The organism is Synechococcus sp. CBW1108 (genome assembly GCF_015840335.1).
Lineage (GTDB): Bacteria > Cyanobacteriota > Cyanobacteriia > PCC-6307 > Cyanobiaceae > Cyanobium_A.
Genome location: NZ_CP060395.1, coordinates 368,359 through 392,852 on the forward strand (window position 1 = coordinate 368,359; position 24,494 = coordinate 392,852).

At 66.7% G+C, this 24,494-nt stretch carries 22 protein-coding genes and 1 tRNA gene; 9 read left to right on the forward strand and 14 right to left on the reverse strand.

Annotated features, from left to right (window positions below; translation table 11 throughout):
• Positions 1-13: 13 nt before the first annotated feature.
• From H8F27_RS01950 to H8F27_RS01960, 3 genes are all read right to left on the reverse strand, one after another.
• Positions 14-1,309, reverse strand: coding sequence for a glucose-6-phosphate dehydrogenase assembly protein OpcA (locus H8F27_RS01950; RefSeq protein WP_197150865.1), 1,296 nt, complete (start codon positions 1,307-1,309; stop codon positions 14-16).
• Positions 1,310-1,329: 20 nt separating this feature from the next.
• Positions 1,330-2,853 (reverse strand): glucose-6-phosphate dehydrogenase, encoded by a 1,524-nt coding sequence (gene zwf, locus H8F27_RS01955; RefSeq protein WP_197153297.1) that lies wholly within the window; start codon positions 2,851-2,853, stop codon positions 1,330-1,332.
• Positions 2,854-2,961: 108 nt separating this feature from the next.
• A complete protein-coding gene (locus H8F27_RS01960) occupies positions 2,962-4,119 on the reverse strand; it encodes an FAD-binding oxidoreductase (RefSeq protein ID WP_197150866.1) in 1,158 nt (385 codons plus the stop codon).
• Positions 4,120-4,355: 236 nt separating this feature from the next.
• On the opposite strand from H8F27_RS01960, the gene H8F27_RS01965 reads away from it, so the two are divergent.
• Complete coding sequence (locus H8F27_RS01965; protein ID WP_197153298.1) at positions 4,356-4,826, forward strand: SRPBCC family protein; 471 nt, start codon at positions 4,356-4,358, stop codon at positions 4,824-4,826.
• Between the two features lie 55 nt (positions 4,827-4,881).
• Here the strand turns inward: H8F27_RS01965 and H8F27_RS01970 are convergent.
• Positions 4,882-4,954: transfer RNA gene (locus tag H8F27_RS01970), tRNA-Glu, on the reverse strand.
• A 37-nt stretch (positions 4,955-4,991) separates the two neighbouring features.
• On the reverse strand, positions 4,992-6,155 hold the full coding sequence (locus tag H8F27_RS01975) for a histidine kinase (protein ID WP_197150868.1): 1,164 nt from the start codon (positions 6,153-6,155) through the stop codon (positions 4,992-4,994).
• Between the two features lie 89 nt (positions 6,156-6,244).
• On the opposite strand from H8F27_RS01975, the gene H8F27_RS01980 reads away from it, so the two are divergent.
• From H8F27_RS01980 to pepN, 3 genes are read left to right on the forward strand one after another with little or no spacing between them, the layout of a single operon-like run.
• A complete protein-coding gene (locus H8F27_RS01980; RefSeq protein ID WP_197150874.1) occupies positions 6,245-6,802 on the forward strand; it encodes a hypothetical protein in 558 nt (185 codons plus the stop codon).
• Positions 6,803-6,848: 46 nt separating this feature from the next.
• On the forward strand, positions 6,849-7,310 hold the full coding sequence (locus H8F27_RS01985) for a cAMP phosphodiesterase (RefSeq protein ID WP_197150876.1): 462 nt from the start codon (positions 6,849-6,851) through the stop codon (positions 7,308-7,310).
• A 5-nt stretch (positions 7,311-7,315) separates the two neighbouring features.
• Complete coding sequence (gene pepN, locus H8F27_RS01990; protein WP_197150877.1) at positions 7,316-10,021, forward strand: aminopeptidase N; 2,706 nt, start codon at positions 7,316-7,318, stop codon at positions 10,019-10,021.
• Positions 10,022-10,025: 4 nt separating this feature from the next.
• On the opposite strand, the gene H8F27_RS01995 is transcribed toward pepN, so the two are convergent.
• A complete protein-coding gene (locus tag H8F27_RS01995; protein ID WP_197150886.1) occupies positions 10,026-11,237 on the reverse strand; it encodes a glycoside hydrolase family 10 protein in 1,212 nt (403 codons plus the stop codon).
• 21 nt (positions 11,238-11,258) lie between these two features.
• Positions 11,259-12,266, reverse strand: coding sequence for a ribose-phosphate pyrophosphokinase (locus H8F27_RS02000; protein ID WP_197150887.1), 1,008 nt, complete (start codon positions 12,264-12,266; stop codon positions 11,259-11,261).
• 68 nt (positions 12,267-12,334) lie between these two features.
• Between H8F27_RS02000 and H8F27_RS02005 the strand changes: the two genes are divergently transcribed.
• The gene (locus H8F27_RS02005) at positions 12,335-12,850 is read left to right on the forward strand and encodes a hypothetical protein (RefSeq protein ID WP_197150889.1); all 516 of its coding nucleotides are present in this window, start codon (positions 12,335-12,337) and stop codon (positions 12,848-12,850) included.
• Between the two features lie 12 nt (positions 12,851-12,862).
• Here H8F27_RS02005 and H8F27_RS02010 read toward each other — a convergent pair whose 3' ends face one another.
• Positions 12,863-13,858, reverse strand: coding sequence for an LCP family protein (locus H8F27_RS02010; protein ID WP_197150891.1), 996 nt, complete (start codon positions 13,856-13,858; stop codon positions 12,863-12,865).
• Between the two features lie 92 nt (positions 13,859-13,950).
• On the opposite strand from H8F27_RS02010, the gene H8F27_RS02015 reads away from it, so the two are divergent.
• Positions 13,951-15,147 carry a Coenzyme F420 hydrogenase/dehydrogenase, beta subunit C-terminal domain gene (locus tag H8F27_RS02015; protein WP_197150898.1) on the forward strand — a complete coding sequence of 399 codons (1,197 nt, stop codon included), beginning with the start codon at positions 13,951-13,953 and terminating at the stop codon, positions 15,145-15,147.
• Complete coding sequence (gene malQ / locus H8F27_RS02020; RefSeq protein WP_197150902.1) at positions 15,144-16,655, forward strand: 4-alpha-glucanotransferase; 1,512 nt, start codon at positions 15,144-15,146, stop codon at positions 16,653-16,655. The genes H8F27_RS02015 and malQ overlap by 4 nt, the downstream gene beginning before the upstream one ends.
• On the opposite strand, the gene H8F27_RS02025 is transcribed toward malQ, so the two are convergent.
• Together H8F27_RS02025 and H8F27_RS02030 are read right to left on the reverse strand one after the other, a co-directional pair.
• Complete coding sequence (locus tag H8F27_RS02025; RefSeq protein WP_231596454.1) at positions 16,637-17,275, reverse strand: helix-turn-helix transcriptional regulator; 639 nt, start codon at positions 17,273-17,275, stop codon at positions 16,637-16,639. The two genes, malQ and H8F27_RS02025, sit on opposite strands and share 19 nt — an antisense overlap.
• Before the next feature lie 28 nt (positions 17,276-17,303).
• Entirely contained in the window at positions 17,304-18,041 is a 738-nt protein-coding gene (locus H8F27_RS02030) for a pseudouridine synthase (RefSeq protein WP_197153300.1), read from the reverse strand.
• A gap of 86 nt (positions 18,042-18,127) precedes the next feature.
• Between H8F27_RS02030 and H8F27_RS02035 the strand changes: the two genes are divergently transcribed.
• Positions 18,128-19,102: an RpoD/SigA family RNA polymerase sigma factor gene (locus H8F27_RS02035; protein WP_197150903.1), complete on the forward strand. Its 975-nt coding sequence runs from the start codon at positions 18,128-18,130 to the stop codon at positions 19,100-19,102.
• A gap of 174 nt (positions 19,103-19,276) precedes the next feature.
• Here the strand turns inward: H8F27_RS02035 and H8F27_RS02040 are convergent, their stop codons facing one another.
• From H8F27_RS02040 to H8F27_RS02050, 3 genes are all read right to left on the reverse strand, one after another.
• A complete protein-coding gene (locus H8F27_RS02040) occupies positions 19,277-19,705 on the reverse strand; it encodes a hypothetical protein (protein ID WP_197150904.1) in 429 nt (142 codons plus the stop codon).
• 157 nt (positions 19,706-19,862) lie between these two features.
• Positions 19,863-20,327, reverse strand: coding sequence for a hypothetical protein (locus H8F27_RS02045; RefSeq protein WP_197150905.1), 465 nt, complete (start codon positions 20,325-20,327; stop codon positions 19,863-19,865).
• A 59-nt stretch (positions 20,328-20,386) separates the two neighbouring features.
• Entirely contained in the window at positions 20,387-21,550 is a 1,164-nt protein-coding gene (locus H8F27_RS02050; RefSeq protein WP_231596455.1) for an ABC transporter substrate-binding protein, read from the reverse strand.
• 16 nt (positions 21,551-21,566) lie between these two features.
• Here H8F27_RS02050 and H8F27_RS02055 point away from each other — a divergent pair, with 16 nt between their 5' ends.
• A complete protein-coding gene (locus H8F27_RS02055; RefSeq protein ID WP_231596456.1) occupies positions 21,567-22,790 on the forward strand; it encodes a hypothetical protein in 1,224 nt (407 codons plus the stop codon).
• Between the two features lie 5 nt (positions 22,791-22,795).
• Here H8F27_RS02055 and H8F27_RS02060 read toward each other — a convergent pair whose 3' ends face one another.
• On the reverse strand, positions 22,796-24,439 hold the full coding sequence (locus H8F27_RS02060; RefSeq protein ID WP_370594484.1) for an ABC1 kinase family protein: 1,644 nt from the start codon (positions 24,437-24,439) through the stop codon (positions 22,796-22,798).
• Positions 24,440-24,494: the final 55 nt, after the last annotated feature.

Here is a 24,494-nt window from a genome sequence, read left to right on the forward strand (position 1 = left end):
GGAGAGCGCGAGCTCAGGGGAGAAGTCTGGCGGCGATCGGGGCAGCTACCGCCAGCAGGGGGTTGGTGGAATCGTGGCCGCCGGAGAGCAGGCGGGCCATCTCCATCTCCTCACTTTCATTGGGCAGGGGAACCACCTCCTCTGCCAGCTCCATGCTGGCCATACCGCCCGATTCGAGCCGCATGCAGCCGCCCGATTCCGAACAGAGAATCACGCACAGCGGCGACCCCTGGCTGCTCTGGCAGATCAGGCGCAGGCCCACCATGGCGCCCGGGTGGGTCTTGGGAACCCCCACCGGCACGGGCATCTGACGAAAGCGCACGGTCTGGCCGTCGGTGCGCTCAAATTCGGCGCCGATCCCCTGGCCGGAGCCATCGCCATCGACGGCATAGGTCGCGGTCAGGTGCCAGCCCAAGCGGTCGGCCAGCCAGGCCGCCAGCAGCAACCCCTTCACCGGGTTGTCGCCCTCGACGTCCAGGTCGAGCTGCACCACGTGGTTGAGAGCATCCCGCCGGGAAGGGGGGTCGAACACCATGGCCAGGGATTCCCGCCAGCTGCGCAGCCGCATCCAGTTGAGGTCGTTGATCGGCTGGCCCGCACCAACCCGGGCCACCAGCAGGTCGAGGCAGCGGCGCGGATCCCCTAGTGACGAATCCACCACCAGGCGGCGGTTTCCGCTGGCCAGGGCCGCCATCACCTCAGGCGCCTCATCGAGGCTGCTGTTCCACCACACCCAGCAGGGCAGCTCGGGACTGATCAAGGGTTGCACCAGGTCGAGGTTCTCGCGCAGGGCACCGGTGCCGCCCCGCAGCACCACCACATCGCCACAGGCATCGCCGCCGGCCCCCTCCTCCGGTAGGGGGCAGTAGGCCGCCACCAGGGTTTCCAGGGGTTTGGCGCCATCGAGGGTGGGGGCCAGGGTGATCAGTCGCCGGGGCATGTGGGCGCTGATCGCCCCCTCGACAAACTGGCCCCGCAGGTCGTCGGCGTGATGATCACCACCCAGGTTGCCGATCGCCCAGGCCAGTTGGGGATCCATGGGCGCAGTGCTCAAAGGGAGCCCGCAGTTGATCGCGGCGGCCCGGGCAGCCTCCAGCACCGTCTCGTTGAGCAGGCCGGTGATCGGCCCATCCAGACGGCCGCAGCGCACCAGTTGCTGCTCCAGCCAGGAGCCCTCCCACACCACCAGGGTGAAGGTGGCGGCGCCGTGGGAGCTGCCCAACTCCTCACTCCAGAGGCGCTCCAGGTAGCCGGGCACCTCGGCGGGGGGTAGGACGAGCGGGGCCTGGAGAGTGAGCTGGGTCGACATGGCGGATCAGGGATGAAAAATCAGGGGCGTCGCCAGATCAGGCCGTCCTCGGCCATCAGGCTGTCGGCGGCACCGGGGCCCCAGGTGCGGGCCTCGTAGGGGTAGACCGGCAACTGGGCGGGGGCGTCTTCGATCAGCTCCAGCAGGGGGGTGTAGAGCCGCCAGGCGGCCTCTACTTCATCACTGCGGGTGTAGAGGGTGGGGTCACCCAGCATGGCGTCAGCCAGCAGGCGCACATAGCCCTCGTCGCTGGGTTCGCCGAAGCTGTCGTCGTAGGAGAAGGCCATGTCCACCGGCCGGCTGCGCATGCCCGAGCCAGGGGCCTTGACCTCGAATTTGAATTCCGCCCCCTCATCGGGCTGGATGCGCAGGATCAGCTGGTTGGGAGTGGGGGCGCCACCGGCCGCGTCAAACAGGTGCACCGGCGCCTCCCGGAAGGTAAGCACCACTTCGGAAAGCCGCTTGGGCAGCCGTTTGCCGGTGCGCAGATAGAAGGGCACCCCCTGCCAGCGCCAGTTGTTGATGAAGAGCTTCATCGCCACGTAGGTCTCCGTGGTGCTCTCGGGGTTCACCCCGGGCTCCTGGCGATAGCCCGTGATCGGCTGGCTGCTTGAGCCCCCCGGCCCGTACTGGCCCCGCACGCAGCACTTCCAGGGTTCGTCCTCATTGGCCAGTCGGGCCGCCTGCAGCACCTTGGCCTTCTCGTTGCGCATCGACTCGGGGTCGAAGCGGCCCGGCGCCTCCATGGTGGTGAGGGCCAGCATCTGGGTGAGGTGGTTCTGCATCATGTCCCGCAGGGCCCCGGAGCTCTCGTAGTAGCCGGCCCGTTCCTCAACCCCCACGGTTTCGGCGGCGGTGATCTGCACACTGGAGATGTAGTTGCGGTTCCAGATCGGCTCGAAAATCGTGTTGGCGAAGCGCAGCACGAGGATGTTCTGGACCGTCTCCTTGCCCAGGTAGTGGTCGATCCGGAAGATCTGGTTTTCCTGGGCACAGGCCAGAACCACCCGGTTGAGCTCCTGGGCGCTGCCGTAGTCGCGGCCGAAGGGTTTCTCGATCACCACCCGGCTGCGGCTCGGGTCACTCAGCAGGCCGGCGGCGGCCAGGGCCCGGCAGCCACTGCCATAGAAGGTGGGTGAAACCGAGAGGTAGAAGGTGCGGTTGTTGCGGGTGGCCCGCTGCCGGTCAATCACGGCAAGGCGTTCACCCAGTCGCACCACCGAGGGGGGATCCTGCAGGTCGACCGGTTCGTAGAAGAGCCCAGCCGCAAATTGCTCCCAGGCCAGCGGGTGCTCGGCCACCTCATTTGCCAGAGCCTCGGCCATGCGGCTGCGGAACTCCTCGTCGCTCCAGGGGCGGCGGGCGCAGCCCAGCACGGCGAATTCACTGGGTAGGCGCCGCTGGCGGAAGAGCTCAAACAGGGCCGGGATCAATTTGCGGTGGGTGAGGTCACCGCTGGCCCCGAAGATCACCAGGCATTGGGGGGGAATGACCCGCTCCTGGCGAAGACCTACCCGCAGTGGATTGGTGAGCACAGCGCCCATGGATGCCTTTCCGGTATCCATGGTTTAACCGGCCCAGGGCCCTCTCCCGACGCTTGGCCCACTTTGTGATGGTTTCTGTGTGGGATTGGCCAAAAAGCGGCCCTGGGCTCAGTAGGTTTCCACGTGCCAGCGATCGGCCTTTTTGAGCTGGGGCCGCAGCTCAGACCAGTCGAGGCCCTTGGCTGCCGCGGCCACGCCCATGGCCTCGTCGATACCCGGCTCCATGCCCCGCAGCCCGCACATGTAGACGTGGGTTTTGGGGTTTTCGATCCAGGCGAAGATCTCTTCGGCGTTCTCGCTGACCCGGTCCTGGATGTACATGCGGCCCCCCTTGGCGTTCTGCTGCTCCCGGCTGATCGCCTTGGTGTAGCGGAAGTTGTCGGGGAACTGGGCCTGGTAGTGCTCGAAGTCGGCGTCGTAGAGCAGGTTCGCAGTGGTGGGGGAGCCCATGAACAGCCAGGCCTTGCCACGGAAGGTCCAGCCGTTCTTCTCGCGCTCGGCCGGCTCGAACATGCGGCGCAGGTAGGTGCGCATCGGCGCGATGCCCGTGCCGGTGGCCAGCATGATCACGTTGGCCTCCTCGTCTTCGGGCAGGAGCATCTCCTTGCCCACCGGGCCGGTGATCTTCACCTTGGCGCCGGGTTCGATGTCACAAAGGAAGGTGGAGCAGACGCCGTTGATGGTTTCTCCGTCCTTCTCGTATTGCAGCTGGCGCACGCAGAGGGAAACGGTTTCTCCGGCCAGGTTGTCGCCGTGGCGGGTGCTGGCGATCGAATAGAGGCGCAGCTTGTTGGGTTTGCCGTTGGCGTCGGTGCCATCGGGAATGATGCCGATGCTCTGGCCTTCGACGTAGTGGAGCTGGGGATCGCCGCCCTTGAGGTCGAAGGTGATGTGGTTGACCCGGCCGATGGCACCTTCGCCCACCAAGCTGTAGTTCTCGACGACGGTGCCGAGGAAGGGGGCCTTCGGCTTGTAGAGGTTTACGGGAACGTCGGCGTGGGACACGGCAGCAGGTTTGGTGGGAGGGGTTGTCGGGGGAGCAGCTGGTGCTGGGGGGGAGGCCTCTGGGGGGCTGACATCACCGCTGAGCACGGCACTGATCCGCCCCCCCTGGCGGGCAATCGTCTGCATCAGGCCTTGCAGCTGGGCGAGCGGCACGGTGAAGCGCCGTTCGGCCTGGCGCTGCTTGCCCGCGCCGAAGGCCTCCACCACAACGGTGAACATGCGGCTGTCGGACTGGGTGGCGCGCCCTGTGGAAACTCTCATGCAGACCCTTCCCGCTGAAAAGCGGCCTGATCATAGGGAACCCATCCGCTGCGATTTTGTGGCGAACACCGCTAGGTTTGCCAGCACACTGTGACCGTGCCTCCTTGGCGCAGATCCTTGTACCGTCGTCGGCCGCCGGTTTTCTGTCCCAAGGGGCAGTGAATGGGCCCGATTTAGCGAGCCAGGCTGATCCAGCTAGCCAGCAGCTCTGCAGCCTCGACACGATTCAGCAGGAGATGGAGCGGCTCCCCCAGGGGGCCCGGCGGCTGGCGGTGCAGCTGAGCCTGAGCCCCGATCCCCAATGCCTCTGGTCGGTACTTACCGATTACGGCAACCTCAACCGATACATCCCCAACCTGGCCTCCTCCCGCCAGCTCTGGCGTCGCGGCAACGTGGTGGGCCTGGAGCAGGTGGGAACCCAGCAGTTCTGCGGGTTGCGCTTCAGCGCCAGGGTGGAGCTGGAACTGGTTGAAGACCGGGAGGCCGGCGTGCTGAGTTTCTGTATGTGCCGCGGCGATTTCCGCCGCTTCGAGGGCTGTTGGCAGATCAGCCGGGCTGGGGAGAGCACCCGGCTGCTCTATGAGCTCACCGTGCAGGGCCGGCCAGGCATGCCGATCGGCCTGATCGAACAGCGACTGCGCGAAGACCTGGCCAACAACCTGCGCGGCGTGCAGCGCGAAGCCGAACGGCGCACCGCCCAGGCCTGAGCCAGACCTGGCCAGAACAGCCAAAAGACTGCCAGAAAGCTGCCAGAAAAAGTAATACCCCCAAGGGGATTCGAACCCCTGTCGCCTCCGTGAAAGGGAGGTGTCCTAGGCCTCTAGACGATGGGGGCCAGGCCACAACGCCCGGAAGCGCTGCTGGTTTGGAAGCTACGGGTCAGGGTGACCCTTCGTCAAGGCGGGCTGGCCCTGGCCGCTCCAGACCGGAACGGTGACATGGAAACAGGCCCCTTCACCGGGCTCGGAGGCCACCCAGATCCGGCCGCCATGAACCTCGGCAATGCGCCGGCACACCGACAGGCCCACGCCGTAGCCGGAGGTGGTGCCGGAAGTCTGGGGCAAACGCACCCGATCCAGGAAAATCCGCTCCTGCTCGCCCTTGGGAATGCCCGGACCGCTGTCGCAGATGCTCACCTGCACCCACTGGTCGGTGCGGTGCAGCAGGGCCAGCTGCACCCGACCCTGATCGGGAGTGAATTTGAGGGCGTTTTCCAACAGGTTGAGCAGCACCTGGCGCATGCGGCGTTGGTCGGCAAACACATCCGGTAGGTCGGCAGGGATGTCGGTGAGCAGCTCCAGGTCGCGGCCGATCCACAATTTCTCCAGCTCCAAAATGGCCTCGGCCACTACCTCGCCCAGGGCCAGGCGCTGGGGGTTGAACAGGGCCTCCCAGCGGGTGGTGCCCACCTCGAGCAGATCTTTGGAGAGCTCCTGGATGTCGTCGAGCCGGCGGGTGAGCACGTCGCGGAAGCGGGGCTCGTCGATCTGGCCGAGGGTGTGGCTCTGGAGGGCGAGCTTGGCGGCGGTGAGTGGGGTGCGCAGCTCATGGGCCACCATCCGCAGCAGCCGCTCCTGCACCCCGAGCCGATCGATCAGGGTTTCGTTTTCCTGTCGCAGCACCAGCACCTGGTCTTCCAGCTGTAGCTCCCGCCGGGTGCGACTGCCGTCGATCTCGGCGGGCCGCAGGCTCATGCCCAGGCTGGTGACCACCTCCATCTGCTGCCAGCGCGGCAGCCAGCTGCGCAGCTTCTGGGTGATCCCATGGCCGGCCAACACCTGCTTGGGGAACGGATCGAGCTTCACCAGGGCGGGGGTGGCCACCAGCCGATGCAGTTCGAGCAGTTCGGGCTGGCGGGCCGGATCGGCCACCTCCAGGCTCACCTTGAAGCCACACTCCTCGCCCTTGAGAAACTGCAGCAGGCTGCGCAGGTCCGGGCTGGCCAGGTGGTGGTTGGAGGCCACCAACAGCAACTTCAGCGCCTGGCGTTCCGTCGCTGGCGCGGGCCGTTCGGTGCTGGGCTGGTCTGGGGTCACGCTGCTCACCCTATGGGGATGGGGCCAGTCCGGTCCATCCCCGCTATGACTGAGACAATCAATGCCGTGAGCCCTAGGGCCGGGATTTCATGAGCAGCCCACCAGTTCCCAGCCCACCAGTTCGGCCCCGCATCCAGCTCGACAGCAATCTGCGCCGCTGGTTTGCCCGCAATCTGGGCCTCTGGCGCTCGCGCCGGGTGTACTACTTCCTCGATGAAGAGGCCCTGCGCGTCGACATGATGGTGCGGGTGGAGGCCTATCAGGAGCCCGTGGAGGGCGATGCGGCTTACCGCTTTACCTGGTGGCCAGAGCAGGAGTTCGACTTCTTCGAGAAGAAGCCCCAGTATTCCCGCAGCGGCACCATGGACGCCTACCTGTGCGGGCACCAACTGCAACGCAGTCGCGGTTTTTTTTGCGGCGCCGCCAACAGGAGCCAGATTCGCCAGGTGGATGAACATGAGCTGACGTTTGAGTCCCACTACGACGGATGGGACATCCTCGAGCACTTCCGCCTGGTGGGCCAGGACCGCTACCGCTCCCGCTCGATCTACTCCTGGAAGGAGGGCGTTCTCGAGCTGGCTGAGCTCCACCACGAGGTGCGCGTCGAGGCGGCCGGCCCTCCCCTGCCGCCTGGAGCTGAGCCCTGATGCAGCAGCATGGCCCCATCTGACGCCCCCCACTCCGGCCCTGACGATGCCACCCATCTCCCCGTCAAGCCCCTACCCATGGCAGCTCCAAGCCCTGCTGGCGCTGCCCCTGCTGGTACTCCCCCTGGTGCTGGCCCCGTCTGGGGCCTGGGCGGCCCCAGCCACCGAGGCGGAGATGAACCTCTACACCCGGATCGCCGCGGTCAACGTGTGCATCGCCCGCGGCGCGGGGGTGCCCTTCGACAGGGCGGTGGGCATCGCCGGTGAAACCATCGCCCAGGTGATCCTGGGTCAGCACGAAGGGGTGATCGCCCAGGTGGGGGCCAAGCCCCTGGGCCTGGAGGACCTGCGCAAGGGCTCGATCAACTCGGCAGTGCTGGGAGCCGCCGAGATATGCCCCAAGGAGGTGCCCGCCGACGTGATGGCGAAGGTGCAGGACGCCCTCAAACAGCCCCCCGCGGCCAAACCGACTGCGGCGCCTACGGCCAAACCCACCCCTAACAAGTAATCCGAATGCCCCTGGTGCGCCTCGCCGACTACCGTCCGGCGCCGTTTCTGCTGGAGCGCACCGATCTGGTGGTGCAACTGCACGCCGACCACAGCGAGGTGGCGGCGCAACTGGCCTTTCGGCCCAATCCGGCCGCCGAGCCCGGCCCGCTGCTGCTGCAGGGTGTGGATCTGGAGCTGCTGGAGCTGGCGATCGACGGGCGCAAACTGGAGCCAGGGGCCTACCAGCTTGGGGCTGGCGAGCTGCTGATTGCCGAGCCCCCCACCGGATCCTTCCTGCTGGAGAGCCGGGTGCGCCTCCACCCCCATAGCAACACCACTCTCGAAGGCCTCTACGTCAGTGGCGGGCTGTTCACCACCCAGTGCGAGGCGGAGGGATTCCGCCGCATCACCTTCCACCCTGATCGCCCCGACCTGCTCAGCCGCTTCCGGGTGCGGATCGAAGCCGATCGCGCCAGCTGCCCCGTGCTGCTCTCCAATGGCAACTGCGTCGAAACCGGCGAGCTGCCGGCCGATCCCGTCAGCGGAGCGGCGCGCCATTTCGCCAGCTGGGACGACCCCTTCCCCAAGCCCTCCTATCTGTTCGCCCTGGTGGCCGGGCAGCTGGAAGAGGTCACCGACACCTTCACCACCGCCAGTGGCCGCCCGGTGGCCCTGCGCATTCACGTGGAGCCCGGCGATGGGCCCTACACCGCCCATGCCATGGCTTCCCTGAAGCGCGCCATGGCCTGGGATGGGCAGCGCTATGGCCTCGAATACGACCTCGATGAATTCAACATCGTGGCGGTGCGCCATTTCAACATGGGCGCAATGGAGAACAAGAGTCTCAATATTTTTAACTCCAAGCTCGTACTAGCCGATGCGGAAACCGCCACCGATGGCGAGCTGGAGCGCATCGAAAGTGTGATCGGCCACGAGTATTTTCACAACTGGACTGGTAACCGCATCACCTGCCGCGACTGGTTCCAGCTGTCGCTCAAGGAAGGGTTAACGGTGTTCCGGGACCAGTGCTTCACGGAGGATCTGCACGGTGCCGCCCTCAATCGGATTGAAAACGTAGCCCTGCTACGCAACACCCAGTTCCGCGAGGATGCCGGCCCCACCGCCCATCCGGTGCAACCCGATGCCTACCAGGCGATCGACAACTTCTACACAACTACGATCTACGAGAAGGGATCGGAGCTGATCCGCATGCTCCACACCCTGCTGGGGGAGGAGACCTTCATGCGGGGGATGGCGCTCTATGTAAGCCGCCACGACGGCACGGCCGCCACCTGCGAAGACTTTGTGCAGGCCATGGAAGATGGGGCAGCCCAGGGTTGGGCTGCCGATCCGCTGGCCCCGCGCTTTGATTTTTCCCAGTTCCGCCGCTGGTATCACCAGGCCGGCACGCCCCGGCTGCACATCCAGCGCCACTGGGATGGCGACACCGGCGTGCTGGAGCTACTGGTACAACAGCACACCCCAGCCACCCCCGGCCAGAGCGACAAGCAGCCCCTGGTGATCCCCCTGGCCCTGGGCCTGCTGGACCAGGCCGGGGAGCCCCTGGCGGTGCAGTTGGAGGGGGATCCGGCCGCCGCCACGCCGAAAGGGGCGGGCACCCGCCTGCTGGTGATCGACCAGGCCGAGCAGAGCCTGCGCCTGGTGGGCTTGCCCCGCCAGCACCACCCGCCTGCCCTGTCCCTGCTGCGCCAGTTCTCCGCCCCGGTGCTGCTGGAGATGGGCCGGCCCACCGCCGAGCTGGTGCACCTGCTGGCCGCCGACAGGGACCCCTTCGCCCGCTGGGATGCGGGCCAGGTGCTGTTGCGCCAGGCGGTACTGGCCCGGGCCGGCGGTGGGGGTGATGGGCTGCTGGAGGAGGAACTTATTGACGCCTTCGGCCGGATCCTGGCCGACCCTTCCCTCTCGGAAGCCAGCCGCAGTGTGCTGCTGGCCTTGCCCGGCATGGCCGAACTGGAGGCTGCCTGCAGCGCAGCCGGCCAGGAACCGGATCCGCCGGCCCTGTTTGCCGCCCTGCTGGCGCTGCAGGGGCGATTTGGCACTGCCCTGGCCGAGCCCCTGGCGGCGGCCCTGGAGCGCTGCATGCCCCAGTGGGGCCTGGCCTGGCCCGAGGGCAACGGCGACCGCCTGCTCACCGGCACAGTGTGGAGTTGGCTGGTGGCGGCTGGGGGAGAGAGTGGTGGTGCTGCTGCTCGAGCAGCAGTGGCGGCGGTGGGGGGCCCGTCGATGACCCTGGCCAGGGCCGGGCTGCGGGCCCTGCAATGTCAGCCGATCCCCGAGCGCCAGCAGGCGCTGGATGCCTTCTACCAGCGCTGGCAGCACAGGCCCGTGATCCTCGATGCCTGGTTTGGCCTGGAGGCCTCAGCCCCCTTTGCCGATGGTCTGGAGCGGGTGGCACGGCTGCTGGAGCACCCCCGCTTCGATCCGGCCGCACCCAATTCGGTGCGGGCCGTGCTGGGCGGCCTGGCCGCCAATGCGCCGGTGTTCCACGCCGCCGATGGCTCGGGTTACAGCTTCATGGCGGAGCGCATCGCCGAGCTCGACCAGCGCAACCCGATCACGGCCTCGCGCCTGGCCAAGATATTCAGCCGCTGGCAGAGCTACGGCCCGGCCCGCGCCGCGGCCATGCGCGGGGCCCTCGAGCAGCTGGCTGCCGCATCGCTCTCAACAAACACCGCTGAGGTGGTGGGCCAGTGCCTGGGCGCGAGTTAGGCCCTCAGCGCCGGGGCAGTGGCAAAGGTGGTGGCGGCCGCAGCGGACCGCTGAGGCTCTGGTGCAGCTGGCGGAAGGCGGCCTGGCGGTAGGCCCCCCCTTCCTCGCCGGCATGCAGGCCCCACAAGCCCTCCCAGTAGAAATAGATCACCCCGTGGCCGCGGCTGGTGGCCAGCTGGGCTTTCTGGGCCAGGGTGGCCATGGCCGAGGTGCGGCCGCCGAAGCCCGCCAGGATGCCGATCTCCACCGGCATGCCCCAGCTGCGCGCCTTCACCAGGGCCGGTTGGTTGAGGTCCTTCTCGAACCCCATCAACGAGTAGGCGTAGTTCTGCACCACCAGGTCGTCGATCAGCTCCCCCAGGGCCCAGAGCTCCCAGTCCTGCAGCCAGTGGTTGTAGGCAAAGCGAAAGGGCCCGGGCGAGAGGCTGATCAAGGTGCCCGAACGCTTCAGCTGGCTGCGCAGTTCCCGCAGCAGTCCGGTGAGCTGCTGGCGCCGCCAGCGCATCCAGGCCCGTTCGGTGTGGTCATCGGGCGGTTCGAGGCCCGTTTCGGCGAGGTAGCGGGCACGGCTGAACGGGTCATAGCCCAGCTCCACCGGCCAGGCGAAATGGTCGTCGAGTTGGATGCCGTCAACGTTGCAACGCTGCACGATCTCGCCGATCAGGCCGAGAAAACGTTGCCGCACCCCCGGGTGGGCGGGGTTAAGCCACACCATCGGCTTGCCGTGCATCGCCATCTCGCTGCTGCCGTCGCGGCGTTGCAGCACCCAATCGGGATTTTGGGCCACCACCGCGGCATCGGCCGGCTCCATCAGGCCATATTCAAACCAGGGAATCACCTGGAGCCCGCGCCGGTGGGCGGCCTGGGTGAAGCGGCAGATGGGATCGAGATTGGGGTTGGCCTTGGCCAGGGCAGGCTCCATCGGCGCATGGCGGGAGCTGTGGAAGGTGGCTCCCCGGCTCCACACATTCGGGTAGAGGGTGTTAAAGCCCGCATCGGCCAGCTCCCTCACCGCCCGGTCTATCCGGGCAGGGTCGTAGTAGAGGGGGCTGGGGCTATTGGTGAGCCACACGCCGATGCGGCGGGATGGGGCCGGCTGGCTCTGGGCCAGCAGAGGTAGCGGGGCCAGGGCCCAGGGCAGGGTGAGCACCAGGCTCACCGCGGCTGGCAGGAAGGCCTTCAGCCGGGCGAAGCGACGCAGGGGGGCGGGTTTCAACGGGTTTCTACGCTGGCGAATTCAGCGGAACATCGAACTCACCGAGCTCTCATCGTGGATACGCCAGATGGCCTCACCCAGCATGTTGGCCACAGAGAGCACCTGCAGCTGGGGAAATTTGCAGTCTTCGCTGGGGGGAATGCTGTTGGTGACGATCACCTCCTCAAACAGGCCAGGCTCGGACAGCCGCTCGATGGCCGGTGGCGAAAACACCGCATGGGTGGCGCAGGCCAGCACCCTGATGGCGCCGCGCTGGCGCAGCAGCCGGGCTCCGGCGCAGATTGTGCCACCGGTGTCGATCATGTCGTCGATCAGAATTGCCGTCTTGCCGGCCACCTCACCGATCACGGTGAGGCTCTGGGCCACGTTGTGGCCGGAGCGGCGCTTGTCGATGATCGCCAGGGGGGCATCGTTCATCTGCTTGGCGAAGGCCCGGGCCCGCGCCACCCCGCCCACATCCGGAGACACCACCACCAGGTCGGCGAGATTTTTGCTGCGCAGGTAATCCACCAGCACTGGCGAGCCGTAGATGTGGTCGCACGGGATGTCGAAGTAGCCCTGGATCTGGGCCGAGTGCAGGTCCATGGCCAGCACCCGGTCGACGCCGGATTTGGCGAGAAGGTTGGCCACCAGCTTGGCGGTGATCGACTCTCGCCCGGCCGTTTTGCGATCGGCGCGGGCGTAGCCGTAGTAGGGGATCACAGCCGTGACCTGGCGGGCCGAAGCCCGTTTACAGGCATCCACCATGATCAATAGCTCGATCAGGTGGTCGTTCACCGGAGCGCAGGTGGGCTGGATCAGAAACACGTCGCAGCCGCGGATCGATTCCTGGATCTGGATGTAGAACTCGCCATCGGCGAAGCGTTTGATCACCCGGGGGCCGTCGGGAACCCCCAGGTAGGCGGCGATTTCCCGGGCCAGGGCCTGGTTGGAGTTGCCACTGAACAGCCGCAGCCGCCGGGTGTCATGGGTCGACTCGATCGGGCTGCCTTGGGGAGCGACGCGATCAGCGGTCAGGAAACTGGTCACGGCGAGCGCGCAAGCGTCGGCTGGCACCTGATCGTAGAAGCGAGACTGGCTACTGAGTGCAAACAACCATGACGCTTTCCTTGCCTCGGTTGGACCAGCCCCTGGTGGTGGTTGCTGGCGGCGCGGCGATGGCGGTGACGGCACTGCAACACAGGGCCGCACCGGCCCTGGCAGCGGCCCTCGGGCTGCCCTGGTGGGAGCCCCTCCGGCCGGAAAGCCCCCAAGCGGCCCTGGCGGCCCTGGCGGGCCGGGCGGGCCGGGGCCCCGGCCTGGTGCCACTGCCGATCGATCCGGGCCTGCCCCTGGAGGGGGGAGCGGGCCACTGGGCCGAGGCTCTCGGCGCCTGGCGCCAGCCGGCATTGCTGCTGCTGGCCGGGGAGCAGCTCAACAGTGGGCTGCCGGCGGCGATGACGGCCCTACTGCTCCAGTGGCGGGTGCCCCTACTGGGGTTGGTGCAGGCCGATGGCCCCTGGGAAGCCCCCGCTCGCCGCGGGGATGGCCTGCCCTGGCTGGGGAACCTCACTGGGGCCGAGGGGCTGGCCCTGGCCCTGGAGCTGCGTTGGCGCCAGATCGGAGCCGACTGAGGCACCAGGCGTCTAGGGAGTGGGGGTCACCGCTGGCCAGAGGGGCACCGCCGCGCCGGGGTCGATTTGCCGCAGGGGCGACACACCTGGCCGGGCAGGTGCTGGCGGACCCGCTTCTGGCGGGGCCTGTGCTGGCTGGGCAAGGGGCACGGCTGTGAATTGCACTGTTTCAGGTCGGCTGAGACCTGCAGCCAGCAGGCTCAGGGTTTCCGCCTGGGTGAGGTTGGTGGCCATGCCCTCCCTGCTCAGAAATTGGCTCAGGCTGGTGAGCCGGCCCAGGTGCTCGGGCAGGGCCATTTCCCGCACCAGAGCGCGCAGCACCAACTGGTGGTTTTCCTGGCGGCTCTGCTCCGGGCGGCTGGGATCGCGATAGCGCACCAGCTGCTCCACCTGGCTACCCCGCAGCCGTTGCAGCCCACCCTGCAGATCGATCGTGAAGCCCTGGCTTTTGTCGCTGTAGCGAAGGGAGCGGCTGGGGTTGGCGGCGATGCTGCCGAGGCCATCCACCAGGCTGCGCAGGGTGGCTCGACCCAGCACCAGATAGCGATCTGGCTCACCTGGCTCCAGCCTCACCAGGCTGCTCACCGCGTCGGCGATCAGGGCGGGACCGCCCAGTCGGTAGAGGCTGCCAATGCCCTGGGGACGGCTCTGGCCAGGGATCTGCACCGACAGATTTGCCGGCAGGGTGAGCACCTGCAGCGGCCCCTGGGGATTGATCCGCAGCAGCAGCAGGGCATCGGCATTGGCGGGGCCAGGCGGGGCCGCCCGGTTGAGGGGATCGGCGGGGCGTTCGCTATCCAGGCCGATCACCAGCACGGTGACACTGCGGCTTGGGGCTTTGGCCAGGTCGGCTGGGGTGAGCTGCTGGACCAGCTGGCTGGAGCGGTCAGGTTCGGGCCAGATCCAGGCAAACAGGCCCAGCCCCACAGCCAGGCCAGCACCGGCCATGGCCAGTCGCAGCAGCACCGGTCCCCGGCGGCGCTTCGGCTGGTCTGAACTCTGAGCCATGGTCAGGCGGAGCGACGCCCACTTTGGCCCACCCCCCTGCGGCCCACACCCGATAGGTTGGGCCCCTGCTGATGCCCCAGGGCTGTCCGGTAATGGCTGTCAGTACTCCCCATGAGCGGGCAAGGCCCCTGGCCAAGGGAAGTACCTATCCTGCCAAAGATCTGTGTAGCCAGTGCGGCCTCTGCGACAGCCGCTGGGTGGCCTACGTAAAGCAGAGCTGCGCTTTTCTGACCCAGCGCTTTGAGGCGATGGAAACGGCAGCCCACGGCCGCAGCCGCGACCTGGAAAACGACGACGAGCTCTATTTCGGCGTGCAGCAGCGCATGCTCACGGCTCGGCTGCAGCGGCCCATAGAGGGAGCCCAGTGGACGGGCATCGCCAGTCGCATCGGCATGCTTGCCCTGGAAACGGGCCTGGTGGATGCGGTGTTGTGTGTGGGCCAGAGCCCTGACGACCGCTTCACCCCCGTGCCCCAGCTGGCCCGCACCCCGGCCGAGGTGCTCGCCGCCCGGGTGAACAAGCCCACCCTCTCCCCCAATTTGAAGGTGCTCGAGCAGCTGCCCGGCAGCGGCATCCACCGGCTCCTGGCCATCGGCGTGGGCTGCCAGATCCAGGCCCTGCGGGCCGTGCAGCCCACCCTGCCGCTCGAGCAGCTCTACGTGCTGGGCCTACCCTGCGTTGACAATGTGTCCCGCCAGGGGCTGCAGACCTTCCTGGAGAGCACGGTGAGCTCACCGCAGACGGTGGTGCACTACGAGTTCATGCAGGATTTCCGCATCCACTTCCGCCACAGCGACGGCAGCGAGGAAACCGTGCCGTTTTTCGGGCTCGACACCCCGAAGCTCAAGGACGTCTTCGCGCCCAGCTGCCTGAGCTGCTTCGACTACACCAACGCCGGCGCCGACCTGGTGGTGGGCTACATGGGTGCGACCTTGGGGCGCCAATGGCTCACGGTGCGCAACCCCAAAGGCCAGCAACTGCTGGATCTGGTGGAGGCGGAGCTGGATGTGGCTCCGGTAACCAGCAGTGGCAACCGCCAGGCGGCGGTGCAGCAGGGCATCGAGGCCTACGACAAGGCCGTGAAGCTGCCGCTCTGGTTGGCCCAGCTGATCGGCCTTGTGGTGGAGCGCTTCGGACCGAAGGGCCTGGAATACGGCCGCTTCTCGATCGATTCCCACTTCACCCGCAACGCCCTCTGGTTGCGGCGCAACCACCCTGAAAAGCTGGAGGCCCACATCCCGGCCTTTGCCCAGAAGATCATCAGCCGCTACCGGCTGCCAAAAACATGAAGGCCCCCGACCTGCGTCGTGCCGGCGTACTGCTCCATCCCACGGCCCTACCGGGCCCCGGGGGCTGCGGCAGCTTCGGCCAGGCCTGTCAGGACTGGCTGGCCCTGCTCGGCCGCCACGGCATCGGGGTTTGGCAGTTGTTGCCCCTGGCCCCCACCGACGGCACCGGCTCTCCCTACAGCTCCCCCAGTGGCTCGGCCCTCAACCCCTGGCTGCTCGACGGTGAGCAACTGGTACAGCAGGGCTTTTTGCAGTGGGCCGACCTGAAGATGCTGCCTGGGGCGGCCGCTGGGGCAGGCCGCCTGGATCTCGACGCCATGCCGGCCCGCAGCCAGGCCATGGGGGAAGCCCTGGCCCGCCGCTGGCCGGCGCAGCCGACCGAGCAAAAGCAAGCCTTCGCCCGCTGGCGCCGCCGCCAGCGGGGCTGGTTGGCCGATCACGCCCTTTTCATGGTGATTCGGCGCCTCCAGGGGGGCCAGCCCTGGTGGCTGTGGCCCGAGCCCCTGGCCCAGCGTCAGGGCCAGGCCCTGCGCCGGATCGCGGCGCAGCAGGCCAGCGGGCTCCTGGCGGAAGAACTGCTCCAATGGCAGCTCCAGCGCCAGTGGCTGCAGCTGCGCAAGCAGGCCGAGCGCTCTGGTGTGCAGGTGCTGGGTGACCTGCCCTTCTACGTGGCCCACGACAGCGCCGACGTGTGGGCCCACCCGGCCCTGTTTTCGTTGCAGGGCGATGGACGTCTCACGGCCCAGAGTGGGGTGCCACCGGATTACTTCTCAGCGACGGGCCAGCTCTGGGGCACGCCGGTCTATCGCTGGCCCCTGCACCTGTTAACCGGCTTCCGCTGGTGGATGGCGAGGCTGCAGCGTCAGTTTGAGCTGTTTGATCTGTTGCGCCTAGACCACTTCCGCGCCCTGCAGGCCTTCTGGAGTGTGCCCGGCGATGCAACCACCGCCGAGCATGGCCATTGGGCCTGGTTCCCTGGCTGGCCCCTGCTGACCCTGCTCTGGTTGCGCCAGGGTATGCGCCTGCCCCTGATCGCCGAAGATCTCGGCGTGATCACCCCAGCGGTGGAGGCCCTGCGCGACGGTTTCGGACTGCCGGGCATGAAGATCCTCCAGTTTGCCTTCAATGGGGATTCGACCAACCCCTACCTGCCGGCCAACATCCACGGCCCCCACTGGGTTGTGTACACGGGCACCCACGACAACGCCACCACGGTGGGCTGGTGGCAGAGCCTCGATGGAGACTCCCGCCAGAGGCTGGCCGAGGCGGTGGGGGCGCCGATCACGGCACCGGCCTGGCAGCTGCTCGAGTTGGCCCTGGCAAGCCCGGCCAACCTGGCCGTGGTGCCGCTCCAGGATCTGCTGGAACTGGACGATCGGGCCCGCTTCAACACCCCCGGCACCAGCTCGGGCAACTGGACCTGGCGGCTGGAGCAACCGATCGCCGACCTGGAGGGCAAGCTGCAGGGCTACGGCGAGATGGCCGCGCGCTACCAGCGCCGCAGCTGACTGGCCGCCTGGCCCCGGGCCGCCAGCTCCAGGGGCCGCAGGTCTGGATAGAGTTTGAGCAGGGCCTGCTCAGGACTGGGCGCTTTGACCTGCTCCTGCGGCGGCAGGGGGGGGATGGGTCGCAGGGCCAGCAACCCCTGGGCCGCAATCTTCTGCTGCTGGAGATTCAAGCCGTAGACCAGGGCCAGGGTGAGCACCCCGTAGAGAACCGTGCCCTGCCAGGTGGTGAACACATCTATGGAGCCTGGGGTGAAGCGCAGTGAATCCCCTTGCCGCTGCTGGCGGGCCTGCTGCTGGTTGCCCCTGGCCAACATGGGATCCAGGCAGCCGGGGGGCAGGTCCAGGTGCCGTTCAATCAGCGGCAGCATCGTGCGCAGGTAGGTGGCCTCCGGCAAGCGATCGGGCCAACCCCGCTCCAGGGCCTCCAGCACGGCCGCGCTGACCCGGGTATCGAGGGCCAGCTGCCGCAGGCTCAGACCCCGCTCCTCCCGCCGCTGCCGCAGCTGACGCCCGGCCGCCAGCAGGGGGTCGAGCTCGGGTTCGGGCGCAGCCGCTGGCTGGGAACGGGATTTTCGCCCCAGCCAGCGGCCAAGGCGACCCCGCAGGCGCGTAGGTGGCAACTGGGTAGGTTGGGTCAGGGGAGGAGGTTCAGGAAAGCAATTTTAATGCCTGCAATTCCTTGTGGTCGAGGCGGCGCCAGCCACCTTCCGGCAGGTCAGCCAGCCGCAGGGAACCGATCGCCCAGCGCTGCAGGTCCAGCACCGGATGGCCCAGAAGCGCTGCGGTGCGACGAATCTGGCGGTTACGCCCCTCCCCCATGACCAGTTCAAGCTCGGTTGCCCGGCTGGTTTGCTGGCTGGTTTGCTGGATCAGACGCAGCCCGACGGGCTGGCTGGGCTGGCCGTCCAGGGGGACGCCGGCAGCCCAGCGCGCCAGGGCCTGGGCCGACGGCCGTCCCTCAACCCAGACCCGGTAGGTCTTGCGATGGCCGTAGCGGGGATGGCTGAGGCGCAGGGTCAAATCGCCCTGGTTGCTGAGCAGCAGCGCGCCGCGGCTGTCGGCATCGAGGCGACCAACGGGATGGAGCCCCCGGCCCTGGCGCAGCTCGGCTGGCAGCAGCTCCAACACCGTGGGCCGGCCCCTTGGGTCCCGGCAGCTGCAGAGCACCCCAACGGGCTTGTTGACCAGTAGCACCATGGGCTCCGGCCTGGCCGCCAGGGCCTGGCCCCGCACGCTGATTCGGTCGGAGGCGAGATCGGCCCGATCGCCGAGCTGGGCCAGGGCGCCATTGACCTGGACCAGACCCTGGCGCAGCAGGGTTTCGGCCTGGCGCCGCGAACAGAGGCCGGCGGCGGCCATCAGTTTCTGCAACCGTTCAGCGGCCAATTCACCCATGCGTTACTCCCATGCTGGCTCCCAGCGAAGGATGGTAGGGTTGCGAAACGAAAGAGTTTCGCAACCCTGATCAAGCCATGCCCGCATTAGAAGGCGATCTGGTGCGCAGCTACCTGCGTGACATTGGCCGGGTGCCGCTGCTGAGTCACGAGCAGGAGATCACCCTGGGCCGTCAGGTGCAGGAGTTGGTCGCCCTCGAGGAGCTGGAGCTGGAGCTGGAAAGCCGCCTTGGCGCCAAGCCCAGCCAGGCCGAGCTGGCCCAGGCCGCCGGTCTGAGTGCTCCCTTGCTCAAGAAGCGGCTGCAGGCGGGCCGCCGGGCCAAGGAGCGGATGGTGGCGGCCAACCTGCGGTTGGTGGTGAGCGTGGCCAAGAAGTACACCCGCCGCAACATGGAGCTGCTGGATCTGATCCAGGAGGGCACGATCGGCCTGGTGCGGGGCGTCGAGAAGTTCGACCCCACCCGGGGCTACAAGTTTTCAACCTATGCCTACTGGTGGATTCGCCAGGGCATCACCCGGGCAATTGCCGAGAAGAGCCGCACGATCCGGCTGCCGATCCACATCACCGAAACCCTCAACAAGCTCAAGAAGGGCCAGCGGGAGCTGAGCCAGCTGCTGGGTCGCACCCCGACGGTGACCGAGCTGGCCGAAGCGGTGGAGCTGCCGGAGGAGGAGGTCAAAGACCTGCTCTGCCGGGCACGCCAACCAGTGAGCCTGGAGACCAAGGTGGGCGACGGCGATGACACCGAACTGATCGACCTGCTGGCGGGCGATGGCGAACTGCCCGAGGAGCGGGTGGATGGGGAGTGCCTCAAGGGCGATCTGCGGGCCCTGCTGGAGCAGCTGCCGGAACTGCAGGGCCGGGTGCTGAAGATGCGCTACGGCATCCCCTGCGCCGACAATCCCGAGGGCGGCAACAGCGAACCGATGAGCCTGAGCACGATCGCCAAGGTGCTGGGCATGAGCCGCGACAAAACCCGCAATCTGGAGCGCAAGGCCCTTGATGGGGTACGCGCCAATTCACCAATGCTGGAGAGCTACCTAGTCGCCTGAGCTGGGTAGCCCGTCAACTGGTTAACCGATCAACCGATCAACTGGTGGCGCTCACGGAGCGTGCGATCAGCAAGGTGAGCATCAGAATTGCCAGCAACACCTGCAATGACATCACCAACTTGGCCGTCCGTGACATCACAGCTTCGGACGTAGGGCCATAGGTGGAGTTGACATTCAATGAGATAAACAGGTAATCGATGATGTGAGGCCGGGTGGAGCCTGCCCCTCCCGGCTCGGCCAAACGAAGGCCCCGCCGGAGGTGCTCACATCGAGGAAGATATACACAAACATAAACACCAGCACACTTTCCATATACACGGCCGCCACATCCCAAAGCCCGCCCAGGCCACCTCCCTGGTGTTGGTCTGCACTCGCCACCATCGATAACACGTTGGTTATCACCTGAACCATGGAAAACAGCAGGTAAACCAGGGCCCAGCGAAACAATTCGCGCTTGTGGCCGCGAAACAGGCTGATCGCCAGCCCCAGGGTAATGGCGACGAAGGCAATTGTGCCTGCTAAATCAACTGTGTGCACCAGATTATCCAGATCCGGGCTGATCAGTTTTCGGTTCTTGAGGTGGCCCACCAGCAACAAATCCACGATCCAAACGCCCGTGGTGGCGGTGATAACCGTCAGCCGGCCCCCACCGCGGGTGAGCCGATCGCGCTGCAGATCCGCTGCCCCCCCCGGCTGCTTGCTGGGGCTCCAGGGAGCCCATTGGGTCACCCTTGGTCATCGAGCCCAGCCAAAAGGAAGTTTAGAAAAACTGGTCGAAGTTGTCGAAGTCCACGGCACTGAAGGTGCCATCCTCCACCTGGCCCATCAGCCGCTCCAGCTGCACCCAAAGGGCTCCAGCGGTAGCGATCGAGAGCACAAACGACACCAGCAAGGCCACGCCGGCGGAGAAGCCGAACACCTGCAGGCTGCCACCAATGAACAGGGTGATGCCAATTACCACCCCGAAGTAGGGGAGGGTGATGGCGTAGCTGCCCAGGGGCAGCAGGGCCAGCCGATCCTGTTTCCAGCCTTCAAGCTTGTTTTCCACCAATTTGGCGAAGGTGAGGCCGCAGAGAACACCAATTGCCAAGCCCACTCCTGCCACTAGGTAGGGGGGCTGCATCACCACGGCGTATTCCAGCAGGTATTCGGCCGCATCCAGGTCGCCGTAGTCGCCCTGAGCCAGATCCAGGGCGGCCTCGCTGAGGTTGATCGGCGCGGGCATCAACGCAGCGAACACGGCGGCAGGAAAACAGCTGGGGAGACCCTAGCGGCGCTGCCCGCTCAGGGTCCCCAGCGCTGGGACCCCAGGAAGGTGAGCTCCACCAGATCGCTGGCCTGGTTGTCGCCAGGCTTGAGCCGCAGCCTGAAGCCGCCCAGGTCGAGGTTCGGAAGGTTCCTGAAGGCCGCCGCCACCCTTGCGCGGCTGGGGTTGGGGCCCGCCTTCTCCAGGGCGGCGGTGAGCCAGCGGGCCGCCAGGAACCCCTCCAGGCTCGAGTAGCCATAGCTGGCCTCCTTCTGCTGCCGCTGCATCAACCGCTGGTATTGGGCCACCACCGGCACCCTCCGGTTCCAGGGGAAGGGAACCACCTGGGAGATGCCGATGCCATTGGCCTGGCCACCGGGGAGGGCATCCTGCAGACCCTCGATGCCGACCGGCGAGAGGTTCATCAGCTGGGCCCTGCTGCCGAGTCGGGAAAGGTCGCGGCTCAGGGAGGCGGAGCTGGTGAAGGTGGCGATCACCAGCACGGCATTGGCATTGGCAGCGACAACCTGCCGGGCGGCGGCGGCGGTGTTAGTGGAGTTGCGCTTTACGCCGGCAATGGCCACGGGCCGCAGGTTGTGGCGCGCAAGGGCGGCCTGGCTGGAACGCAGCCCATCTTCCCCATAGGCATCCTGGATATGCACCACCGCCACCTGGTGGCGGCCATCCCGCACCAGGTGGTCGATCACCTGATCGATCTCCGCCTGGTAGCTGGCCCGCATGTTGAACACCATGGGGCGAAAGGGTTTCAGCAAGGCCCTCGCCCCGGTTCGCGGAGCCACAAAGGGAATCCCCACCTTCTCCACCAGGGGAAGGATCGCCTTGGAGTTCGCCGTGCCGAAAATGCCGATCAGGGCGATGGCCTGCTGCTGCTCAACCAGCCGGCGCGTATTGCCCAGGGTGAGCTGGGGGTCGTAGCCGTCATCCAGGCTCACCAGGCGCAACCGCCGGCCATGGATGCCGCCGCGCCGGTTCACCTCGGCAAACCAGGCGAGCAGGCCTTGCTGGTAATCCTTGGCCGTCTGGGCAGAGGGGCCACTGAAGGGGGCCGACTGGCCGATCACCAGCTCCCTGGGGCCACTGGGAGGCACTCGCGCTGCCGGGGCCGAGCGCACCAGCAGGGGTACGAGCAGGGGTAGCAGCAGCAGGGCAAGTCTGCGTCTTGCGCGTAGGGTCGACGCCATCTGCCTCCTGAAACCGGTGCGGAAGCAGCGGCGCTGGAATCTGCTCGCCACTCTGGCGCTTCTACTGGCGGTGATTCTGGCCTTTGTGGCGATCACCCGCATCGACATCACCCCGGTGCAGACCCGTGATGCCCTGCGGCTTTCCACCTCAGCGCGATCCCTAACTATCGACCCTCGCCAGCTGCCCCCCAGCGGCTGGACCACCCTGCGCGGTGAGCTGCTCAATGCCGGCGAAGCCAGGGTGGATCAGGACGCGCTGGAGGCGGCGCCCTTGCACGCCCAACTCGGGGTGTACGCCAACACCACTTCCGAGCTCGACCTGAGCGTGCCGAGCTATGCCGCCAGCGGCTACATCTGGATGGTCTGGGATGGGGCCCTGCAGGCCTATCTCGAGGAGGCCGGCATCACGATCGACGAGCGCATCACCCTGCTCAACACCCTGATCACCGATGCCCCGCCGGAACTCGATCCGGTCGGAGATGGGTACGAACGGCTAGACGATGGGGGCTACTACCAACTATTCACCTATCGGGGCCGCTATCTGCTCGATCAGGCCAGCTTTCGCCACTACCCCTTCATGAGCGTCAGCCTGCCGCTGCTGATTGAGGCGAATGATCTCGATGGCAGCCTCAGCTACGAGCAGTTTCGGCTCGAACCCGACATCCGCAACAGCGGCATGGGCTTCAACGCCCGCATCCTTGGCTGGCTCAACCAGGGCTGGTCAATCGCCGAATACCGTCACCAGTACGCCACCAATTTCGGCCAGGGTGGCAGCGAAAGCGATTACAGCCTGGTGCTGTTTGAGATCTCCTTCGGCACCTCAGCCTGGGCCTCGGTGTGGCGCCTGCTGCTGCCGCTGGTGGTGCTGATGGCGATGGTGCTGCTGGTGTTCAAGGTGCGCCCCGATGAGCAAGATGCCCGCGCCAGCATTCCGGTGACCGTGCTGCTCACCCTGGTGTTCCTGCAGCAGACCTACCGCAGTGATCTGCCCGTTCTGCCCTTTCTCACCTTCCTGGACCAGGTGTATGTAGTGGCCTATGTGGTCACCCTGGTGGCCTTCGTGCTGGTGATCTGGATCGGCCGCCGCTACGCCGACATGGAGGTGATGGAGGATCCCGAGAAGAAAGCACTGGTGAGGGACCGGCTAGAGCAACTCGATAACAGCTGGCCCGTAGTGGTGGTGATCTTCAGCAGCCTGGCGATCGCCATGGCCTGGTTCACGATTCCGCCCGGAACCTGAGCAGCTCAGGCCGCCATCGGGCTGGCCGGCTGGATGGCTCGACCCACCAGTCGCTGGATCAGTCGTTGGGCCAGGCGCTGGGGACCGAAGGTGCGCTGCAGCAATCTCAGCAGGCTGCGCAGGTCTTCGGTATTGAGCCGATCATCGCGCACCAGGGTGAGCAGCAGCCGTTGGCGCAGGCTGCTGCCCTCCTGCCCAAGCAGCAGCTTGAGGCCCGCTCCCGCCACGGGCAGCAGGGCCGTGCCGCCGCTCTGGTCAGCCTCAACCACTGCCAGCAGGTTTTCCAGCCGTTCAATGCGCAGCCGCCCCTGGGGGTCAAACAGCACTTCGAGCAGCTTCTCGCGCATCTCACTGGTGTCGCCCGCCAGCAGCCGCCTGGCCACATAGGGATAGGCCACGTTGATGATCTTGAAGCCCGGGTCGAGGCGCAGGGCCAGGCCCTCCTGGCTCACCACGGCCCGGATGATCAAAGCGAAGCGGGCCGGCACCCGGAAGGGGTAGTCGTACATCAGCTCCGAGAAGCGGTCGGTGATCGCCTTGAAATTGAAGCTGCCCACATTTTCACCGAGGGCCCCGCCCAGAACATCCTCCAGGGCAGGGATGATCGGCTCCAGATCAGCCTTGGGATTGAGGAAACCCAGGCAGATGAAATCGTGGGCCAGGGCACGGAAGTCGCGGTTGATCAGGTGAACCACCGCACTGGTGAGGGTGAGGCGGTCGCTGTCACTGATCGAATCCATCATCCCGAAATCCACGTAGGCCACATGGCCGAGGGCTCCGGTTTTTCCCGTCAGAGCAAAGAGGTTGCCCGGGTGGGGATCGGCATGGAAGTAGCCAAATTCGAGCAGTTGCTGCAGGCCGGCGATCACGCCGGTGCGGATCAGGGCCGCCGGGTCGAGATTGCGGGCCTCAAGGGCCTGGCGTTCCTGCAGCTTGGTGCCGTTAATCCACTGGGTGGTGAGCACATGTTCTGAGGAGAGGAGCCGCTCAACGCGGGGCACGGTCACCTCGCTCTGGTTGGCAAAGAGGTCGGCGAACCTTTCGGCGTTGTTGGCCTCAAGCCTGTAGTCGATCTCCTCAAAAAGGGTGGAGCCGAATTCATCGATGATGTCCCCGAGTCCGAAACCGAGGTTTAGGGGCAGCAGCGGGGCCGTCAGCACCGCCAGCAGCCGGATGATCACCAGATCCCGCCGCAGAATCAAGGGCAGGTTGGGGCGCTGCACCTTCACCGCAACCCAGTGCCCATCGCTGAGCTGGGCCTTGTATACCTGGCCAAGGCTGGCGGCGGCCACGGGGAAATCGGGAAACTGCTCAAACAATTGGTCGGCCGGAGCCCCCAGCTCCCTCTCAATCGTCGCCAGGGCAATGGCGTGGGGGAAGGGGGGCAGGTTGTCCTGGAGCTGGGTGAGCTGGTCCAGCCAATCGCGTCGTACCAGGTCTGGCCGGGTGGAGAGGGCCTGGCCCACCTTGATGAAGCAGGGACCCAGGGCAGTGAGGGTATGGAGAATCCTGCGACCCAACTGCTTCTGCACCTCGGCATCCCTGCTGTTGCCCTGCACCACCAGCACCAGGCCCAGGCTGGAGAGTTGCCAGGCCACAACAAGCAGCCGGCTCACCAGCAGCCAGGGACGCAGCAGCAACCAGCGCAGGTCCCTGGCCGGATCGTAGGCAGGGTCCGGGCTCTTTCCTGAGCCTTTCCTAGGG

Excerpts from the sequence above, each read along its gene's own strand:
- H8F27_RS01950 (WP_197150865.1), bottom strand. The coding sequence starts at position 1,309 with ATGTCGACCCAGCTCACTCTCCAGGCCCCGCTCGTCCTACCCCCCGCC.
- zwf (WP_197153297.1), bottom strand. The coding sequence starts at position 2,853 with ATGGGCGCTGTGCTCACCAATCCACTGCGGGTAGGTCTTCGCCAGGAG.
- H8F27_RS01960 (WP_197150866.1), bottom strand. The coding sequence starts at position 4,119 with ATGAGAGTTTCCACAGGGCGCGCCACCCAGTCCGACAGCCGCATGTTC.
- H8F27_RS01965 (WP_197153298.1), top strand. The coding sequence starts at position 4,356 with ATGGAGCGGCTCCCCCAGGGGGCCCGGCGGCTGGCGGTGCAGCTGAGC.
- H8F27_RS01980 (WP_197150874.1), top strand. The coding sequence starts at position 6,245 with ATGAGCAGCCCACCAGTTCCCAGCCCACCAGTTCGGCCCCGCATCCAG.
- H8F27_RS01985 (WP_197150876.1), top strand. The coding sequence starts at position 6,849 with ATGCCACCCATCTCCCCGTCAAGCCCCTACCCATGGCAGCTCCAAGCC.
- pepN (WP_197150877.1), top strand. The coding sequence starts at position 7,316 with ATGCCCCTGGTGCGCCTCGCCGACTACCGTCCGGCGCCGTTTCTGCTG.
- H8F27_RS02005 (WP_197150889.1), top strand. The coding sequence starts at position 12,335 with ATGACGCTTTCCTTGCCTCGGTTGGACCAGCCCCTGGTGGTGGTTGCT.
- H8F27_RS02010 (WP_197150891.1), bottom strand. The coding sequence starts at position 13,858 with ATGGCTCAGAGTTCAGACCAGCCGAAGCGCCGCCGGGGACCGGTGCTG.
- H8F27_RS02015 (WP_197150898.1), top strand. The coding sequence starts at position 13,951 with ATGGCTGTCAGTACTCCCCATGAGCGGGCAAGGCCCCTGGCCAAGGGA.
- malQ (WP_197150902.1), top strand. The coding sequence starts at position 15,144 with ATGAAGGCCCCCGACCTGCGTCGTGCCGGCGTACTGCTCCATCCCACG.
- H8F27_RS02035 (WP_197150903.1), top strand. The coding sequence starts at position 18,128 with ATGCCCGCATTAGAAGGCGATCTGGTGCGCAGCTACCTGCGTGACATT.
- H8F27_RS02045 (WP_197150905.1), bottom strand. The coding sequence starts at position 20,327 with ATGCCCGCGCCGATCAACCTCAGCGAGGCCGCCCTGGATCTGGCTCAG.
- H8F27_RS02050 (WP_231596455.1), bottom strand. The coding sequence starts at position 21,550 with ATGGCGTCGACCCTACGCGCAAGACGCAGACTTGCCCTGCTGCTGCTA.